Origin of the sequence: Streptomyces tremellae, assembly GCF_039540215.1 — a bacterium.
Taxonomy (GTDB): Bacteria; Actinomycetota; Actinomycetes; order Streptomycetales; family Streptomycetaceae; genus Streptomyces; species Streptomyces tremellae.
Window position 1 is genome coordinate 1 of record NZ_BAABEP010000024.1, and the last position, 15,365, is coordinate 15,365.

General features: G+C 75.6%; 13 protein-coding genes. 8 read left to right on the forward strand and 5 right to left on the reverse strand.

All coding sequences use genetic code 11. From position 1 onward, the window contains the following. Positions 1-305 precede the first annotated feature (305 nt). Positions 306-1,040 carry an acyltransferase gene (locus tag ABEA77_RS17760; protein ID WP_345648093.1) on the forward strand — a complete coding sequence of 245 codons (735 nt, stop codon included), beginning with the start codon at positions 306-308 and terminating at the stop codon, positions 1,038-1,040. A gap of 7 nt (positions 1,041-1,047) precedes the next feature. Here the strand turns inward: ABEA77_RS17760 and ABEA77_RS17765 are convergent, their stop codons facing one another. Next, positions 1,048-1,926, reverse strand: a complete 879-nt coding sequence (locus ABEA77_RS17765; RefSeq protein ID WP_345648096.1) for an EamA family transporter — start codon at positions 1,924-1,926, stop codon at positions 1,048-1,050. Positions 1,927-2,029: 103 nt separating this feature from the next. On the opposite strand from ABEA77_RS17765, the gene ABEA77_RS17770 reads away from it, so the two are divergent. Continuing rightward, positions 2,030-2,614: a helix-turn-helix domain-containing protein gene (locus ABEA77_RS17770; protein ID WP_345648099.1), complete on the forward strand. Its 585-nt coding sequence runs from the start codon at positions 2,030-2,032 to the stop codon at positions 2,612-2,614. 29 nt (positions 2,615-2,643) lie between these two features. Here ABEA77_RS17770 and ABEA77_RS17775 read toward each other — a convergent pair whose 3' ends face one another. Next, positions 2,644-3,099 (reverse strand): CoA-binding protein, encoded by a 456-nt coding sequence (locus ABEA77_RS17775; protein ID WP_345648102.1) that lies wholly within the window; start codon positions 3,097-3,099, stop codon positions 2,644-2,646. Positions 3,100-3,174: 75 nt separating this feature from the next. Here ABEA77_RS17775 and ABEA77_RS17780 point away from each other — a divergent pair, with 75 nt between their 5' ends. The 3 genes from ABEA77_RS17780 (at position 3,175) to ABEA77_RS17790 (ending at position 8,105) form a co-directional block, all read left to right on the forward strand. Then, positions 3,175-3,801 (forward strand): YigZ family protein, encoded by a 627-nt coding sequence (locus tag ABEA77_RS17780; RefSeq protein ID WP_345648105.1) that lies wholly within the window; start codon positions 3,175-3,177, stop codon positions 3,799-3,801. 138 nt (positions 3,802-3,939) lie between these two features. Beyond that, positions 3,940-5,106 (forward strand): exonuclease SbcCD subunit D, encoded by a 1,167-nt coding sequence (locus tag ABEA77_RS17785; RefSeq protein ID WP_345648108.1) that lies wholly within the window; start codon positions 3,940-3,942, stop codon positions 5,104-5,106. After that, positions 5,103-8,105, forward strand: coding sequence for an AAA family ATPase (locus tag ABEA77_RS17790; protein WP_345648110.1), 3,003 nt, complete (start codon positions 5,103-5,105; stop codon positions 8,103-8,105). Before ABEA77_RS17785 ends, ABEA77_RS17790 begins: the two co-directional genes overlap by 4 nt. 63 nt (positions 8,106-8,168) lie before the next feature. Here the strand turns inward: ABEA77_RS17790 and ABEA77_RS17795 are convergent, their stop codons facing one another. After that, positions 8,169-9,851, reverse strand: a complete 1,683-nt coding sequence (locus ABEA77_RS17795; RefSeq protein WP_345648113.1) for a DUF885 domain-containing protein — start codon at positions 9,849-9,851, stop codon at positions 8,169-8,171. Positions 9,852-10,016: 165 nt separating this feature from the next. After that, a complete protein-coding gene (locus ABEA77_RS17800) occupies positions 10,017-11,339 on the reverse strand; it encodes a GNAT family N-acetyltransferase (protein WP_425588306.1) in 1,323 nt (440 codons plus the stop codon). A gap of 708 nt (positions 11,340-12,047) precedes the next feature. Between ABEA77_RS17800 and ABEA77_RS17805 the strand changes: the two genes are divergently transcribed. Continuing rightward, on the forward strand, positions 12,048-12,809 hold the full coding sequence (locus ABEA77_RS17805) for a GntR family transcriptional regulator (RefSeq protein ID WP_345648119.1): 762 nt from the start codon (positions 12,048-12,050) through the stop codon (positions 12,807-12,809). Positions 12,810-13,127: 318 nt separating this feature from the next. Here ABEA77_RS17805 and ABEA77_RS17810 read toward each other — a convergent pair whose 3' ends face one another. Next, positions 13,128-14,285 carry an ROK family transcriptional regulator gene (locus ABEA77_RS17810; RefSeq protein ID WP_345648122.1) on the reverse strand — a complete coding sequence of 386 codons (1,158 nt, stop codon included), beginning with the start codon at positions 14,283-14,285 and terminating at the stop codon, positions 13,128-13,130. Between the two features lie 116 nt (positions 14,286-14,401). Between ABEA77_RS17810 and ABEA77_RS17815 the strand changes: the two genes are divergently transcribed. Both ABEA77_RS17815 and ABEA77_RS17820 read left to right on the forward strand, forming a co-directional pair. Then, on the forward strand, positions 14,402-14,842 hold the full coding sequence (locus ABEA77_RS17815) for a nitroreductase family deazaflavin-dependent oxidoreductase (protein WP_345648125.1): 441 nt from the start codon (positions 14,402-14,404) through the stop codon (positions 14,840-14,842). A 41-nt stretch (positions 14,843-14,883) separates the two neighbouring features. After that, positions 14,884-15,333, forward strand: coding sequence for a hypothetical protein (locus ABEA77_RS17820; RefSeq protein ID WP_345648128.1), 450 nt, complete (start codon positions 14,884-14,886; stop codon positions 15,331-15,333). Positions 15,334-15,365: the final 32 nt, after the last annotated feature.

Consider the following 15,365-nt stretch of genomic DNA (forward strand, 5'->3'; position numbering starts at 1 on the left):
CGCCCGCCGCGACGGCGACCGCCGCGAGCAGCCCCAGGGGGGCGAGTGACGACCGGGCCGGGTGCCGACGGCGCGGTCTGGGTACGACAGGCACTGACATTCCGCGATCCCTCGGGGTTGGGTGCGCTCGGATGTGGCGGTCATGCAACCACGGGCGATCGGCCCTGTACGCCGGGAATGCGCCGGGGCCACACGTCGGGGGGAGTTCGTACGGGAACGTGTGCGCGGCGGACGGGGCGCGTGATACAGGTCCGGGTCCTGGGCGCGCCGCCGGCCGGGTGCGCCCGCTCCTCTACCGTGTGCCTGTGCGGAAAAGCGAGAACGTGTACGCGGCGCTGACCGCCCTGGGGCGCCGCGCGGCGACGCGTGCGGTGCACCGGGGCTGGCGCTGGGTCCAGGAGGCGGGCGCCGTCACCGCCGGACACCCGGGGCGGCTGCGGTTCCGGCGGATCGGCGAGGGCACCAGGCTGGCCTTTCCGCAGGGGACGGTGTTCGGCGAGCGGTGGATCGAGCTGGGCGACTACTGCGTGGTGGGGGAGCAGGTCACGCTGACGGCGGGGCTCGTGCCCGGCCTCGACCTCGGCCCCGACCCGTATGTCACGATCGGCGACGGCGTGGTGCTGGGCCGCGGCAGCCATGTCATCGCCGACACCCGGGTGACCATCGGCAGCGACACGTACTGCGGGCCGTACGTCTACATCACGACCACCAACCACAGCTACGACGACCCCGCCACCCCCGTGGGCAAGCAGTGGCCGCGCATCGCGCCGGTCGCCATAGGCTCCGGCTGCTGGCTCGGGACCGGAGCGGTGATCCTGCCGGGCGCGGTGCTCGGCAGGAACGTGGTGGTCGCGGCGGGCTCGGTCGTACGGGGCGACGTGCCCGACCACGCCGTGGTCGCGGGCGCCCCGGCCCGGGTCGTCCGCAGCTACGACCCCGCGGGCGGCTGGCAGCCGCCGCTGCGTACGCCGCCGCCCGTACCGGTCCGGGGCGGCGCGCCGGAGGAGGGCCGGCCGCCCGCGCGCGGCACCGGGGGCTGAGCACCCGTCAGGGCACCGCGAGCAGCAGGGCGCCGGCCAGCGCGAGCCCCGCGCCCGCGGCCTGCACCGTGCGCAGCCGCTCGCCGAGGACGCCGCGCGCCGTCAGCGCGGTGACGACCGGATAGAGGGAGGCGAGCACGGCGGCGACGGTGACGGGGCCGCTGTGGGCCGCGACGCTGTACGTGCCGTTGGCCGCGACGTCCGCGAGTCCGACGACGGCGAGCGCGGGCAGTGCCGCGAGGAGGACCCGCCGCGCTCCCGCGCCCTCCGGCCCTGCGGGCAGGACGGCGGCGCCCCGGCGGCTCGCCGCCCACAGTGCGCCGCCGCCGACCGCCACGTTCGTGAGGCGCTGCGTGCACAGCGCGAGGAACAGCCCCGGCACCGTGGACGACGCCTGAGAGATCAGCGCCATCACCGCCCCGAAGCCCAGTGCCGCGAGAAGGGTGAGCGCCAGGACGCCGCGCCGCACCGGCGTGCCCCGCAGCTCGGGGCCGCCCGCGAGGACGACGCCCGCGACGGCGACGCCGGCCCCCGCGAGCTGGACGAGCCCCGGGCGCTCGCCGACCGCGATGCCGACCGCGACCGGCACGGCGACACCCACCGAGCCGAGCGGGGAGACCACGCCCATCGGGCCGAGCGCGAGGGCCCGGTAGAAGCAGAGCATGGCGGCGGGCCCGATCGCGCCGGCCGCGACCGCGTACCAGAGGCGGGCGTCGGCCGCCGTCCAGGCGCCGGTGGCCGCGACGACCGCGCCGAGTACGACGACCGTGACCGCCTGGGAGGCGACGACGACCGTGAGCGCGGGGATGCGGCGGGCGAGGAGCCCGCCGCCGAAGTCGGCGAAGCCGATGAGCAGGCTGGTGGCCAGGGCGAACAGAACACTCATCGTGCCTCGAAGTACAGTGTGGTGCACGATGAGGTGCACTGCGGACGACCGGCTGGACGCCGTCCACCATAGTGCAGTCTCCTGTCCTGTCTAGTCGAATGTATTGGACCAACTCGTCGTGGACCTCGACCAGCTCACCCAGGCGCTCGCCCGCAACCTCAAACACTGGCGCGCCGACCGGGGGCTCACCCTCGACGCCCTCGCCGAGCGCGCGTCCGTCAGCCGCGGCATGATCATCCAGATCGAGCAGGCGCGCACCAACCCCAGCGTCGGCACCACCGTCAAGCTCGCCGACGCGCTCGGCGTCAGCATCGCCACCCTGCTCGACTTCGAACACGGCCCGCAGGTCCGCGTCGTCCCCCGCGACCAGGCCGTCCGCATGTGGTCCACCCCCGCAGGCAGCCAGGCCACCCTGCTCGTCGGCGGCGAGGGCGAGGGCCCGCGCGAACTGTGGTCCTGGACCCTGATGCCCGGCGACGAGAGCACCTCGGAAGCGCACCCGCCCGCCACCACGGAGCTCCTCCACGTCACGGCCGGCGTGCTCACCCTCGTCGTCGACGGCACGGACCACACCGTGCCCGCGGGCAGTTCCGCCGCCTTCGAGGCGAACGTCCCGCACGGCTACCGCAACGACGGCGCGGAACGGGTGGAGCTGATGATGTCCGTGTCCGTCCCCGCGCTGCGCTGAGGCCCGCCGCGGGGCCACGGCGCGCGGCCTCAGCCGAGCCGGGGGATCTCGATGGCGGGGCACCGGTCCATCACCATGTCGAGGCCCGCAGCCCTGGTACGGGCGTACGCCGCCTCGTCCACCACGCCCAGCTGGAACCAGACCGCCCTGGCGCCCTTCGCGACCGCCTCGTCCGCGACCGCGCCCGCAAGCCGGCTGTTGACGAACACGTCCACCACGTCCACGGCGAAGGGCACCGCGTCGAGCGAGGCGTACCCCGGCTCGCCGAGCACCGCCTCCGCCCGCGGGTGCACCGGCACCACGCGCTTGCCGAACCGCCTGAGCACCGCGGCCACGCCGTACGCGGCCCGCGCCCGGTTGCCCGAGAGGCCCACCACGGCCCACGTGTCGCCCGTGCCGGTCAGGATCCTGCGGACCGTCGCGTCGTCCGCGTACCCGGTGGAGCGGGTGGAACCGGCTGGGGAGTCGTCCGCGTCTGCTTCCATGCTGCGGCAACGGACCCGCCCGGCCCCGGCATTCCCGCCCCCGGCCCGCCGGGCGCCCCCGCATAGGGTGGGGTGATGCCCGAGCAGTACCTGACCGTCGCACGCGCAGGCGTCCACGAGACCGAGATCAACAGGTCACGCTTCCTGTGCGCCCTCGCGCCCTGCGCCACCGAGCGCGAGGCCCAGGAGTTCGTCGCCCGCGTCCGCGCCGAGCACCCCGCGGCCCACCACAACTGCTACGCGTACGTCATCGGCGCCGACGCCTCCGTCCAGCGGGCGAGCGACGACGGCGAACCCGGCGGCACCGCCGGAGCGCCGATGCTCCAGATGCTGCTGCGCCGTGAGGTGCGCTACACCGCCGCCGTCGTCACCCGTTACTTCGGCGGGGTGAAGCTCGGCGCCGGCGGCTTGATCCGGGCCTACGGCGGCGTGGTCGGCGAGGCGCTCGACGCGGTCGGCACCCGGACGAGGAAGCGCCTGCGGCTCGCCACCGTCACCGTCGGCCACCAGCGCGCCGGACGGCTGGAGAACGACCTGCGCACCACCGGGCGCACCGTGCTCGGCGTCCGGTACACCGAGGCGGTCGCCATCGACCTCACCCTCCCCGACGCCGACGTGGCCGCCTTCCGCGGCTGGCTCGCCGACGCCACCGCGGGCACCGCCCGCCTCGAACTCGGCGGCGAGGCCTACGGCGACGCGTGACGCGGGGCGGGCGACGCGGGGCGGGCGGGGCGTACCGCGGCGCCCGGGGCGCGGAGAGCCCCTTCCGGCGCCCGTGGCGGCCGTCTTCCCCCGGGACCCCGCACATGCTGTCGCACCCCGCGGATACGCTCAGGGATCATGAGATTCCTGCACACGTCGGACTGGCACCTGGGGCGGTCGTTCCACCGGGTGAGCCTCCTCGACGCCCAGGCCGCCTTCCTCGACCACCTGGTGGCTGCGGCCCGCGAGCACGCCGTGGACGCGGTACTGGTCGCGGGCGACGTGTACGACAGGGCCGTACCGCCGCTCGCGGCCGTCGAGTTGTTCGACCGCGCCCTGCACTGGCTCGCGGACGCCGGGGTGCCCACCGTGATGATCTCCGGGAACCACGACTCGGCCCGCAGGCTCGGCGTCGGCGCGGGGCTCATCGGGCGCGCCGGCATCCACCTGCGCACCGACCCGGCGGCCTGCGGCACCCCCGTGCTGCTGTCCGACGCGCACGGCGAGGTCGCCTGCTACGGGCTGCCCTATCTCGAACCCTCCCTGGTGCGCGACGACTTCAAGGTCGCCGCCGCGCGGCACGAGGCGGTGCTCGGCGCCGCGATGGACCGGGTGCGCGCGGACCTCGCCGCCCGGCCGGCCGGCACCAGGTCCGTGGTGCTCGCACACGCCTTCGTCACGGGAGGGACGCCCAGCGACAGCGAGCGCGACATCGCCGTCGGCGGTGTGGCGTCCGTGCCCGCCGCGGTCTTCGACGGCGTCGACTACGTGGCGCTCGGGCACCTGCACGGCGCCCAGCGCCTCACCGACCGCGTCCGCTACTCGGGTTCGCCGCTCGCCTACTCGTTCTCCGAGGCCCGCCAGCGCAAGTCCACCTGGCTCGTCGACCTCGGCCCCGAGGGGGCAGTCGAGGCCGAGCGCCTCGACTGCCCCGTCCCGAGGCGACTCGCGCGGATCAGAGGCACCCTGGAGGACCTGCTCGCCGACCCGGCCCTCACCCCGCACGAGGACGCCTGGGTCGAGGCCACCCTCACCGACGCGGCACGCCCGAAGGAGCCCATGGCACGCCTCGCCGCACGGTTCCCGCACACGCTCAGCCTGGTCTTCGAGCCCGAACGCGCCGAGGAGACCGGCGCCGCCTCCTACGCCCGGCGCCTGCGCGGCCGCACCGACCAGCAGATCGCCGAGGACTTCGTCGCCCACGTGCGCCCAGGATCTGGCGCCGACGAGGCCGAACGCGCCGTGCTGCGGGACGCGTTCGAGGACGTACGGGTCGACGGGGCGGTACGCGAGGTGGCGCTGTGAGACTCCACCGCCTCACCGTCAGCGCCTTCGGCCCCTTCGCCGCCACCCAGGAGATCGACTTCGACGCCCTCTCCCGCGCGGGCCTCTTCCTGCTGCGCGGCCAGACCGGCGCGGGCAAGACCTCCGTACTCGACGCGGTCTGCTTCGCCCTCTACGGCGGGGTGCCGGGCGCCCGGCAGAAGCCGGGCGTCGTCCTGCGCAGCGACCACGCGGACCCCGGCACCCTCACCGAGGTCACCCTCGACCTCACCGTCGCGGGCCGCCGCCTCGAAGTCACCCGCAGCCCCGCCCAGCAGCGCCCGAAGAAGGGCCGCGCCGGCTTCACCACCGTCAAGGCCGCGAGCGCGCTGCGCGAGTACGACGCGCGGACGGGCGCCTGGCGCGCCCTGAGCCGCACGCACCAGGAGGTCGGCAAGGAGATCACCGAACTGCTCGGGATGAGCCGCGAGCAGTTCTGCCAGGTCGTTCTCCTACCGCAGGGCGACTTCGCCCAGTTCCTCCAGGCCGACGCGGAGCAGCGAGCACGACTGCTCGGCCGGCTGTTCGACACGCGCAGGTTCGCCGCGGTCGAGGAGCGCCTCGCCGAGCTGCGCCGCGGCGCGGAGGCGCGGGTGCGCGCGGGCGACGAGCGACTGTACGCGACGGCGCAGCGCATCGCGCAGGCCGCGGGCCCCGAAGGCGCCCCGCCCCTGCCGGAGCTGCGGCCCGGCGATCCGGGGCTCGCGACGGCCGTGCTCATCTGGGCGGCCGTCGCCCGCACCGTCGCGGCCGAGCGCCGCGACATCGCGGAGCGCGCGCTCACCGAGGCCGCCCGCAGACAGCGGACCGCCCGCGACGCGCTGGACGCCGAGACCGAACTGGCCAGACTGCAACAGCGGTTCGCGGAGACCCGCAAGCGCGCCGACGCAGTCGGGGAGGGCCGCGCCGACCGCGACCTGGCGCAGGCGCTGCTCGACGCCGACCGCAGGGCCGAGCGCGTCCAGGAGGCCCTCGCGCTGCGGGACACGGCCGCCCGGCAGGACCGCGGGGCCGCGGACGCCTGCGCCGCGGCCCGCCGCCCCCTGCCCGCCGACCTCGCGGACGCCGGTGCCGAGGCGCTCACCGCGGCGGAGCGCACCGTCAGGGAGGAGCTCGGAGCCCTCGCGTCCGCGCGCGCCGCTGAGGCGCGCGAGGCCGAGATCAGCAGTGAACGCGCCGAGCTAAAACGCCAGTTGAACGCCGACGAGGAGGCCGTAAGGGAAGCCGGGAGCTGGCTGGAGGGCTGGGAGGAGCGGCAGGCCAGGCTGCGCGAGGCGATCGAGGAGGCCCAAGCGGCGGCCACCAGGGCCGAGCGCCTCGCCGGGCTGCGGGAGCCAGCCCGGCGCAGGCTCGCGGCGGCCCGCGCCCGGGACGCGTCGGCGCGCGAGGCAGCGGAGGCCGAGACCCGCGCCCTCGCCGCGGCCCGCGCGGCGGCCACCGCCCATGAGACCTGGCTCGACCTGCGCGAGCGCAGGCTCCGGGGCATGGCGGCCGAACTCGCCGCCGCCCTGCGGCCCGGCGCCCCCTGCGCGGTCTGCGGCGCCACCGAGCACCCGGCCCCCGCGAGGCCCGCGGCGGGCCACGTCGACCCGGCCGTGGAGGACGCGGCGCAGGCCGCCCACCGGCGCGCCGAGGAGGCGCGCCGCACCGCCGACGACGCCTGCACCCGCGTCCGCGAGGCGCACGCGGTGGCCGCCGCGGAAGCGGGGGAGGCACCCGTGGCCGACCTCGCGGACGAGCTCGAACGGCTCACCCGCGAGCACGAGGCGGCACGCGCGGCAGCCGCCCGCGCCCACCCGGCCAAGGAGGCGCTCGACCGGGCCGAGCGCGAGTACAGGGACCGGCAGGACGCCAAGCGGCAGGCCGAGCGCGCCGTCGCGTCCCGCACCTCGCAGCGCGAGGCCCTCGACCGCGAACAGGCCAACCTCGCGGCTGAGTTGTCGCGCGCCCGCGGCGCGTCCTCCACCGTGGCCCAGCGCGCCGCGGACCTGGAGGGGCGGGCCGCCCTGCTCGCCGCGGCGGCCGACGCCGTACGCGCCGCCGACAGCGCGGCGAGCCGGCTCAAGGACGCCGCCGCCCGCCTGGCTGACGCCGCGTTCCGCGACGGCTTCGACACCCCGGCGGCCGCGGCGGCCGCGTTGCTCGACCCGCCGGCGCGCCGCGACCTCCAGCAGCGCATCGACGCCTGGCAGCGGGAGGCCGCCGTCGTCGCCGAGCACCTCGCCGAGCACCGCGCGGACGGCGCGGCGGCCCGCCCGCCCGCGGAGACCGCCGCCGCACGCGCCGCGCACGAGGCGGCGGAGGACGCGCTGCGGGCGGCGACCACCGCGCTCGCCGCGGCAGGTGAACGCGTCACCGCGCTCGCCGGCCTGTCCGCCCTCGCCGACGCCGAGGCCCGCTCCCTCGGCCCGCTGCGCGCCGCGTACGACCGGGTCGCGGGGCTCGCCGCGCTGACCGCCGGCACGTCGGCACAGAACGAACGGCGGATGCGCCTGGAGTCGTACGTACTGGCGGCGCGGCTCGAACAGGTCGCGGCCGCGGCCACCGCACGCCTCCAGCACATGTCGTCCGGACGGTACGCGCTGGTGCACACGGATGCCCGGGTCGGCCAGCGCCGCTCGGGCCTCGGCCTCGAAGTCGTGGACGCGTGGACGGGCAGCGCGCGTGACACCGCCACGCTCTCCGGCGGCGAGACGTTCTTCGTGTCCCTGGCGCTCGCCCTCGGCCTCGCGGACGTGGTGAGCGACGAGGCGGGCGGCGTGCGGCTCGACACCCTCTTCATCGACGAGGGGTTCGGCACCCTCGACGACCAGACCCTCGACGAGGTGCTCGACGTGCTCGACGGGCTGCGCGACCGCGACCGCAGCGTCGGCATCGTCAGCCATGTCGCGGACCTGCGCCGCCGCATCCCGGCCCAGCTCGAAGTGGTGAAGGGCCGGCAGGGCTCGACCGTACGGCTGCGCACGGCTCCCCTCGACTGAGCCCCGGCGGGCCCCGGGCACCCGCCCCCGCCGCCCAGCGGGTGCCCGGGGCGGGCGCGTGCGTCAGAGCCGCGACAGTACGTCGACCAGGTCGTCGAGGCCGAGCGAGCCCTGGGAGAGCGCCGCCATGTGCCAGGCCTTGAGGTCGAAGGCGTCGCCATGCCGCTCCCTGGCCTTCTCCCGGCCGAGCAGCCAGGCCCGTTCGCCGAGCTTGTAGCCGATGGCCTGCCCCGGCATCGAGAGGTAGCGGACCAGTTCGCTCTCCACGAAGTCCGCGGGCCGTCCGCTGTGCATGCCGAAGAACTCCTGCGCGAGCGCGGGCGTCCACCGCTCGCCCGGATGGAACGGCGACTCGGCGGGGATCTCCAGCTCCAGGTGCATGCCGATGTCGACGATGACCCGGCAGGCGCGCATCATCTGCGCGTCCAGGTAGCCGATCCTGCGCTCGGCGTCCGGCAGGAACCCCAGCTCGTCCATGAGCCGCTCCGCGTACAGCGCCCAGCCCTCGACGTTGGCGCTCACCGTGCCGACGGTCGCCTGGTAGCGGGAGAGCCGGCTCGCGACATGGGTCCACTGCGCGAGCTGGAGGTGGTGGCCCGGCACCCCCTCGTGGTACCAGGTCGAGACCAGGTCGTAGACGGGGAAGCGGGTCTCGCCCATCGTCGGCAGCCAGGTGCGGCCAGGCCGGGAGAAGTCCTCGGAGGGGGCGGTGTAGTACGGTGCCGCCGCCCCGCCGGGCGGCGCGATCATCGCCTCCACCGCGCGCACCCGCGGCGCGAGTTCGAAGTGCGTGCCGTCGAGCGCCTCGACGGCCTCGTCCATGAGCCCCTGGAGCCACTCGCGGACCTCGGCCACGCCCTCGATGTGCCTGCCGTGCACGTCGAGGTGGGCCAGCGCCTCCCACGGCGTCGCGCCGGGGAGGATCTTGGCGGCCTCCGTCTTCATCTCGCCGAGCAGCCTGTGGTACTCGGCCCAGCCGTACGCGTACGCCTCGGACAGGTCCAGGTCCGTGCCGTTGAAGTAGCGTGACCAGCGCGCGTACCGCTCGGCGCCCACGGTGTCGGGGGCGCCCGCGACGGCCGGCGCGTACACGTCCCGCATCCAGTCCCGCAGCGCCCGCACCGAGGCGGTCGCCGCCTGCGCGGCCACGGCCGCCTCCTTGCCCAGCGACTCGGGCGCCCCGGCCGCGAACTCGTCGAACCAGCCGTGTCCCTCGCCCGCCCACTCGGTGAGCTGCTCCACGAAGGTCGCGGTGGGGCGCGGCCCGCCCGTGAGCCCGCGCTCCAGACCGAGGCCGAGCGAGGCCCGATAGCCTTCGAGCGCGGCGGGCACGGCCCCCAGCCGGGCGGTCACCGCCTCCCAGTCCTCCTCGGTCGCGGTGGGCGTCAGCGTGAACGCCTCGCGGACGCTGTGCGCGGGGGAGTGGATGTTGCTCACCGCGCGCAGGTGCTCGTCGGCCTCGTACACGGCGAGCCCGGCCGTGAGCCGCTCCCGCAGCAGCCTGCCGCACAGCCGCTCGGCGTCGCCTTCCGCGCCCGGCTGCCGCTCGGCCTCGTCCAGCCGGGCGAGGGTGGCCCGGTCGAGTTCGGCCCGCGCGTCGTACCCGGCGGGTGAGAAGTCGGGCAGTCGGCTGTTGCTCTCCCGCACGCCGAGGTACGTGCCGGTGAGGGGGTCGAGTTCGATGAGTGCGTCGACGTAGGCGTCGGCGACCTGGCGGGGCAGCGCGCTGCCGGGAGTCTCTGACATGCGGACATCCTCTCCGACGAGGGTCCGTCTGTGACACCCCGCACCACCGCGCCCCGGCGGCCGCGCACCGGTCGGCAGCGGGGCCGGCCGGTGCGCGTGCGCGCCCGTGCGGCTGCGGCGGGCCTGACGGGCCGCCACGGGAAACGGGAAGGCGCGCGGGTACGGTCAGCGCTCCGGGCGGCCCGCCTCGAACAATCCGGCGTCCCCCTCGGGGGCCAGCGCCCGCACCGACTCCGGGTCCAGCGTGGCGGTGATCACCACGGTGCCGTCCTCGACCTGGTAGTCGAGGGGGAGCCCGAGCCCCCGCATGGACGCGACCATCGCCCTGTTCTGCCGGCCCGTCACCGCGTACAGGCCGGTGCAGCCGTCCCGCACCGCGAGCACCGCGAGCCGCGTGAGCAACGCGGAGCCGATGCCCCGCCGCTGCCAGGCGTCCTCGACCAGCAGGGCGGCCTCCGCCTCCTCGCCGTCCCAGAGGAGGTGGCCGAGCCCGACCAGCCGGCCGGTCGGCGTGTACGCGCCGAGGGTGCGGCCGAAGCGGGGGCTGAGGAGATGGCCGAGGTAGCCGTCCGCGTCGCCCATCGGGCCGTGGTAGCGCATCCGGAGCGTGTCCTCGGAGCAGCGGCCGTGCAGTGCGACGGCCGCCGCGTGCGCCTCTTCGCCCACCCTGCGCAGGGTGATGCCGCCGGACGACGCGGGCAGGACGACGGCGGCGTCCTGCCAGCGGGCGCCGCGCGGTCCGAGGCGCGCGTCGAGCGCGACCAGGGCCCGTGCCCTGGCGAATTCGGTGGGGGTGAACGGCAGCGACGGGCGCTCCGCGATCAGCGTGCCGCCGGTGCCGTCCCGCAGCCGCATCGACGTGCCGTCGAGCACGCCCTCCGGGGGCACCGTCTCGGTGGACGGCGCGCCCGTCAGGGAGTACGCGGGGACCGACCGCACGGAGCACCTGCCGAGCAGGGACCGCAGGGCGAGCGGGAGTTCCGCGGGGTCGAGGGCCGTGCAGGCGGCGAGGGCGAGGGCCCGCGCAGGAGCGTCCACCAGGTCGTGCGCGTCGGCCCGCTCGGCCCAGGCCTCGCCGCCGCCGCCCCTGCGCACGGTCCGCAGGAGGCCCTCGGCGTGCAGCGCGGCGGGGGCGCGGAGGAGGAACTCGTCGACCGTTCCGGTCGCCAGCGGGTGGGTCTGGAGCGTGAGGATGTCGATCCGGCACTTGGCGAGTGCGGCGCACAGCTGCGCCAGGCTGCCCGGCTTGTCCTCCACGGTCGCCCGCACACGCCACAGGGACGTTCCGTCCCCTGTGGTGCCGGGTGAGCCGTCGGTCCTGGAAAGATGCAGGAATTCGGCGATACGGCGGGGCCATGGGTGGGGTCCCCGCGCGCTCGTGCCGGACGTCGGATCACTCATGGGACCACTCTGGCCGCCAGGTGTTTCGTGATCACGAACGGAGTATGTCTGGTGGGTTAAGGATGGTTTTGATTGGCTTTGCGTCATTTTTTGGCCGTTCCTGAACAGCTCGCTGATGAACTCAGGGACGCGGGGCGGGCGGTGGGCGGTTCGCCCGGGTCGCCGTCCGGAGAGTCCCCGTTCCGCTCCCGCGTCGCGGCGGGGCCGGCCGCCCCGCCTCCGGTGCGGCCGGCCCCGCCGCGTCTCCGGCTCCGCGGGCTGCGCACCCCTGGCGTGGCAGGCGGCCACGGACAGTATCCCCTCCGCTCGCCGGAGTGACGAGGGGTCGGCGGGAATTCCCGGCAACGCACCGGCGGGCACGTCCCGTGGGGCGGCGCGCGCGCCGGTGCGCGAGGCCTGCGGCGGGCCCTTCCCGGGGTCTGGCCGTCCGTGTCCGGTCCAGTCCCTGAGACGGGGGCGCCCTCGGTATGACAACTCCATGAACAGCGCGGGGACCGTGGGTGATCGGATCGCGCGGCGCCCGCACCATGGTGCCGTGGCCCCGCGCCGGCCCCGGGAGGCCCGCCCACCTCGTGCTGTACGGCTTCCGGGCCGTGGGCGTGCGACGGTCCGTGCGGCCGTGCGGGCGCGCGAGTGCGGCCTGCGGCGTCCGTGGACGGTCTGGGAACGCTCCCAATCCCCGGGCATTGGTCTTGACCAAGTCCGGCGGGAGTCCTATCGTCGCGTTTAGTGCAGGAACCTTTAATAAACAAGGGCATGGAATCCTGCCGCAGATGGCGATCGTGGAGGCGCAGGGTGGGGACCACGCAGCTGGAGACAGTGCCGGAGCCGAAGTACTGGCACCTCAGGAACGTGCTCGGCGAAGCCCTCGACTCCGAGTTCCATGTCGGGGAGATCCTGCCCAACGAGCGCGACCTGGCCGCCCGTTTCGGGGTCGCCAGGGCCACGCTGAGGCAGGCACTTGAGCAACTGGAGCTGGAGGGCCGCCTCCAGCGCCGCCGCGGCGTCGGCACGACGGTGGCGCCGCCCCGCCTCGGCGTCGACGTCTCCACGACGCACGCCGGCGGGCCCGGCGCGTCCGACGACGCCTGGCAGCCGCTGGACTGCACGGCGGCCGTCCCGCCGGCCGCGGTCGCCCGCCTCCTCGGCGCGGACGCCTCGGCCGAGGTGCACACGATCCGCCGCGTCCGCTCCACCCAGGGGCAGTGCGTCGCCGCCGAACTGCTGTACGTCCCGGACGCGTCGGTGCCCGACCTCTCCGCCATAGACGCGCCGTCGGGCCCCGCCCGCGCCCGGAGCGTGCTGCGCGAGCTTCAGCGCTCCGGCATCGAGGGGCAGGACCGCTCGGTCGAGCTGGGTTCCGCCCGGGCCGACGACGCCAAGGAACTCGACCGGCTGCCCGGCGCGCCCGTCCTCGTGGTCACCACGCGCTACCTGGCCGCGGGCCGCACGGCGGCCGTCTCCGTCGCCACCTACCGCGCGGACACCTGCCGGCTGACCTTCGGGGACGCCGGCGAGGTCGAGATCAGCGAGGAGCCGGCGCGCGCGGCCTCCTGACACGCCGCGACCGGTTCGCGGCGCCAGGTCGTGTCTGGCGCATACCGCCTGGCTGACGGCGCCTGGCACGCGCTCTCGCCGCGTTGTCGGAGTCGGCCTGGTACGTCCGGTACACGGCCGGTCCTCCGCCGTGCGACAGCACGCACCGGACGCCGTCAGCCCCGCCCTTCGGGCGGCCGACGGTGTGTGTCGGACACTCCCCAGGATTCGCCGCCAACCCGCGTACCCGACCCGGCCCTTGACGTACCGTCACCGGCCGCCACGCTGCCGGCGGTCTCGCGGCCCGACCCCTGCGGCCCCGACCCTGTGGCCCGTCGCTCAGCGGCGGGCCGTCACCGTGCGCTCCACCGCGAAGAGTTCCTCCTCGACGTGGTCGAGCGCGAGCCGCAGCGCGCCGGTGGCCACCGCGGCCTCGCCCAGCATCGACAGCTCGACCCGTGGCGCCCGCAGGCAGAAGCGGGACAGCTCCCCGCGCAGCGGCTCCAGCACCCCGTCGAGCCCGGCGGCCCAGCCGCCGATCACCACCAGCTCCGGGTCGAGCGCGAGCGACAGCGCGGCCACGTCGTGCACCAGGCGCCGGGTGAAGCGCTCCATCGCCTCGCGGGCCCGCGCGTCGCCCTGCTTGGCCAGGGCGAAGACCTTCGCCACCGCGTGCTCGTCGAGCGGGTGCAGCGGCTCGCCCGTGGTCGAGAGCAGCGCCTCGGGCGTCGCCTCCCGCCCCAGCAGGTGCAGTGCGCCGATCTCGCCCGCGGCGCCACTGAACCCCCGGTGCAGCCGGCCCCCGATCAGGGCGCCCGCCCCCGGGCTCAGCCCCGCGAGGACGAACACGACGTCGTCGGAATCGGCCGCGACGCCCTTCCAGTGCTCGGCCACGGCCGCCGTGTTCGCGTCGTTCTCCACCACCACGGGGCACTTGAAGGACCTGCGCAGCCGCTCTCCCAGCGGTAGGCCCGTCCAGCCCGGCAGAGCCGTGCCCAGCCTGACCGTGCCGTCGGCCTCCACGATGCCAGGGCTGCCGACGCCGACCGCCCGCAGCGAGCCCCTGGCCACCCCCGTGCGGCGCAGCACGTCCGCGACCACCTGCCGCACCCGCTCGATCCGTTCGTCGGCGTCCGCCTGCTCCGAGACCTCGCGGCGGCCCGCGCCGATGATGCGGCCGTCGAGCGCGGAGATCAGCGCGGAGACGCGGTGGGCGCCGATCTCCACCCCCAGCAGATGGCCCGCCTCGACCCGGAAGCGGAACCGGCGGGCGGGGCGGCCCTGCTTGCGTGCCTCGTTGTCGTCGGGCGGCACCTCGACCACGAGGCCGCCCTCCATCAGGCCGTCCACCACGCCCTCGACGGTCGGCCGGGACAAACCGGTGATCCTGCTCATGTCGGTCAGGGTGAGCGGGGTGCTGCCCCGCAGGGCGTGCAGGACCACGGCGGAGTTGATCCGCCGCAGCAGCGAAGGGTCCCCGCCGGTCAGCCGCCCCACGATGCCCTCCCTGCCCGTACGCGTGTGAGCCGGATGCTACTCGCTGGTTGCGCACCGGGCGAGTGCCGATGGAGGCTGGAGCCCTACCCTTCTGAGATCGACACGGAGGCACATCGATGGCTCAGCAAGACGACGTGGTGGTCAGCCCGTCGGACTGGGTGGCCGACCAGGCCAGGGAGTATGCGGAGTCCGGCGGCACCCGGGGCACCGACATGAACGGCTCGCCCTGCCTGCTCCTCGACTACAAGGGGCGCAAGTCGGGTGTGTGGCGCCGCACCGTCCTGATCTACGGGCTCGACGGCGACGACCCGCTGATCGTGGCCTCCAAGGGCGGCGCGGACGAGCACCCGCTGTGGTACCTCAACCTCCAGGCCAACCCGGAGGTGCGGGTCCAGGTGGGCCCCGAGCGCTTCGAGGCGACGGCCGAGACGCTCACGCCCGAGGAGAAGGCCAGGGTCTGGCCCCACCTGCTCGACGTCTACCCGCCGTACGCCGACTACCAGGCCAAGACGGAGCGCGACATCCCCGTCGTCCGCCTCCGCCGCGCCAAGGCCTGACGGGTGGCCATGTCGGCGCCCGGGGCGGGTTTACTGGGGGCATGACCTTCCGCGCCCCGGCCGCCGACCGTGCCGCCGCCGTCGAGGAGTTGCGTACCCGGGCCTTTCCCGCGCAGCGGGTGCGGACCGGGGCGGTCGTCAGCGATCCGGTCCACCACTGGGCCGAGCTGCTTCGAACGCCCGTGTGGGAGGGCGACGTTGCCGACCGGGATGCGGCCGAGGAGCGGGCGGCGGCCGAGCGGCTCGCGCTCAGCGGCGAACTGGCCGCGCGCTGGGAGGCGGAGCCGCAGACCGTCGGCCTCGCGAGCCTGCTCCTGCGGGAGGCAGGGGGCGAGGAACTGCCGGAGCCGTGGCGCCTGCTCGGGCGGAGTGTGCCGGACGTCGACCTGTGGCAGGTGGACGGGCGGTGGATAGCGATAGGGGTGTCGGGGCTGCCCGGCGACCAGGAGCGTGTCCTGGTCGCGGTGGTCACCAGCACGGACCCGCCCTGAACAGCGCGAACCCGCCCGGCCTGCGGACGGGC

What these genes read in the sequence shown, in the direction of transcription:
- ABEA77_RS17800 (WP_425588306.1), bottom strand. Translation starts at nt 11,339, where the DNA reads ATGACGCAAAGCCAATCAAAACCATCCTTAACCCACCAGACATACTCC.
- ABEA77_RS17795 (WP_345648113.1), bottom strand. Translation starts at nt 9,851, where the DNA reads ATGTCAGAGACTCCCGGCAGCGCGCTGCCCCGCCAGGTCGCCGACGCC.
- ABEA77_RS17780 (WP_345648105.1), top strand. Translation starts at nt 3,175, where the DNA reads ATGCCCGAGCAGTACCTGACCGTCGCACGCGCAGGCGTCCACGAGACC.
- ABEA77_RS17765 (WP_345648096.1), bottom strand. Translation starts at nt 1,926, where the DNA reads ATGAGTGTTCTGTTCGCCCTGGCCACCAGCCTGCTCATCGGCTTCGCC.
- ABEA77_RS17815 (WP_345648125.1), top strand. Translation starts at nt 14,402, where the DNA reads ATGGCTCAGCAAGACGACGTGGTGGTCAGCCCGTCGGACTGGGTGGCC.
- ABEA77_RS17775 (WP_345648102.1), bottom strand. Translation starts at nt 3,099, where the DNA reads ATGGAAGCAGACGCGGACGACTCCCCAGCCGGTTCCACCCGCTCCACC.
- ABEA77_RS17820 (WP_345648128.1), top strand. Translation starts at nt 14,884, where the DNA reads ATGACCTTCCGCGCCCCGGCCGCCGACCGTGCCGCCGCCGTCGAGGAG.
- ABEA77_RS17785 (WP_345648108.1), top strand. Translation starts at nt 3,940, where the DNA reads ATGAGATTCCTGCACACGTCGGACTGGCACCTGGGGCGGTCGTTCCAC.